General features: G+C 70.0%; 2 protein-coding genes. One reads left to right on the forward strand and one right to left on the reverse strand.

Translation table 11 applies throughout. From position 1 onward, the window contains the following. Positions 1-31: 31 nt before the first annotated feature. Positions 32-550 carry a DUF4245 domain-containing protein gene (locus ACFV9H_RS41400; protein ID WP_385409173.1) on the reverse strand — a complete coding sequence of 173 codons (519 nt, stop codon included), beginning with the start codon at positions 548-550 and terminating at the stop codon, positions 32-34. Between the two features lie 201 nt (positions 551-751). Between ACFV9H_RS41400 and glpX the strand changes: the two genes are divergently transcribed. After that, positions 752-1,783, forward strand: a complete 1,032-nt coding sequence (gene glpX, locus ACFV9H_RS41405; RefSeq protein ID WP_385409171.1) for a class II fructose-bisphosphatase — start codon at positions 752-754, stop codon at positions 1,781-1,783. Positions 1,784-1,937 lie beyond the last annotated feature (154 nt).

Here is a 1,937-nt window from a genome sequence, read left to right on the forward strand (position 1 = left end):
GAATTTCCGGGGCGGGCCGCCTCTTCGTCGTCTACTGGCCCTGCTTGAATTCCAGCGCCGCCGCCATCGCGCCGAGCTGCTCGAAGGAGGCCGTCCCGGTCACCACCGTGACGTGGCCCTGCTCCCGGCGCACCAGGGCGTCGTACTTCTCGCCGTCCCAGCGCTCCCAGGCCATGTCCCCGACCTGCTGCGTCTGCCCGGTGGCCTTCGCCTTCTGGGTGATCTGGTCGAGGTACTTGGCGGAGGTGTCCGTGGACTGCTCCACCGCCACGTACTGCCGCTCCGGATCGAGGAAGCCCAGGTGCCAGGCGTTGGCGTTCTTGCGCTCGTACGACACCGACGTGGCCCGCCACTGCTCCGGGAGCCCCGCGGGGGCGGCCACCGGGTACGGGGCCGCGCGCCGGGCCGTGAGCGTCTCCACCCGGTAGTCGACCGTGCGCGTCGGGTCGGCCTTCTCGTCATGTGGGACGAACATGTAGATGCCCGCCACGACGACGCCGATCACCGCCAGCGACCGGACCATGTCCCAGACCGTCTGCTTGCCTTTCATACCTGCCACGTGACCATCGTCCCGTATCGCCCCCGGCGATCACCGCCGGGGGCCCCGGAGCGTCGCAAGACGTCCGCTCAGGCCAAACGACTGACCGATATGCCGCTCATACGTGACCCGGTCTGCTCAATTTATCGACCTACCGATAGAGTTCCAGCACCCTCACTTCCCGGCCGTCGCCGATCAGAAAGGTGCCCTCGGATGACCGAGCACAACCTGCCGCCTCAGCTCGTAGTCTCTCCGGAGGCCCCCGACCGCAACCTCGCCCTGGAGCTCGTCCGGGTCACCGAGGCCGCAGCCCTGGCCGCGGGCCGGTGGGTCGGCCGCGGTGACAAGCTCGGCGCGGACGGCGCGGCGGTCAACGCCATGCGCACCCTGATCTCCACCGTCTCGATGAACGGCGTCGTCGTCATCGGCGAGGGCGAGAAGGACGAAGCCCCGATGCTCTTCAACGGCGAGCAGGTCGGTGACGGCACCGGCGCCGAGGTCGACATCGCCGTGGACCCGATCGACGGCACCACCCTGAACGCCAAGGGCATGCCGAACGCCATCGCGGTCCTGGCCGCCGCCGACCGCGGCACCATGTTCGACCCGTCCGCGGTCTTCTACATGGAGAAGCTGGTCACCGGCCCCGAGGCCGCCGACTTCGTCGACATCAATGCCCCCGTCTCGGTGAACATCCGCCGGGTCGCCAAGGCGAAGGGCATGGCCGTCGAGGACGTCACGGTCGTCATCCTGGACCGCCCGCGCCACGAGGGCATCGTCAAGGAGATCCGCGAGACGGGCGCCCGGATCAAGTTCATCTCCGACGGCGACGTCGCGGGCTCCGTCATGGCGGTCCGCGAGGGCACCGGCGTCGACCTGCTCCTCGGCATCGGCGGCACTCCCGAGGGCATCATCTCGGCGTGCGCCATAAAGTGCCTGGGCGGCACGATCCAGGGCAAGCTGTGGCCCAAGGACGAGGCCGAGCGACAGCGCGCGCTGGACGCCGGCCACGACCTGGGTCGCGTCCTGACCACGAACGACCTGGTGTCCGGCGAGAACGTCTTCTTCGTCGCCACCGGCATCACGGACGGCGAGCTGCTGCGCGGCGTGCACTACCGCGCGGAGACCGCGACGACGTCCTCGCTGGTCATGCGCTCGAAGTCGGGCACGATCCGGCAGATCGACTCGACGCACCGCCTGTCGAAGCTGCGCGCGTACAGCGCGATCGACTTCGACCGGGCGAAGTAGCCTCCGGCTCGGCAGTACGGCGTGAGGGGCGGTCACCGCGTGCGGCGGCGACCGCCCCTCCGTCATGTCCGCGCTGCCCGCCGTGTTGGCCCTGCGGCGCCGTTGCCGGGGCGCTGCCCCGAACCCCACGCCTCAAACGCCGCCGGGGCTGGAT

It is taken from the genome of Streptomyces sp. NPDC059874 (assembly GCF_042731135.1).
Lineage (GTDB): Bacteria > Actinomycetota > Actinomycetes > Streptomycetales > Streptomycetaceae > Streptomyces.

Coding starts and splice junctions, on each gene's coding strand:
- glpX (WP_385409171.1), top strand. CDS start 752: ATGACCGAGCACAACCTGCCGCCTCAGCTCGTAGTCTCTCCGGAGGCC.
- ACFV9H_RS41400 (WP_385409173.1), bottom strand. CDS start 550: ATGAAAGGCAAGCAGACGGTCTGGGACATGGTCCGGTCGCTGGCGGTG.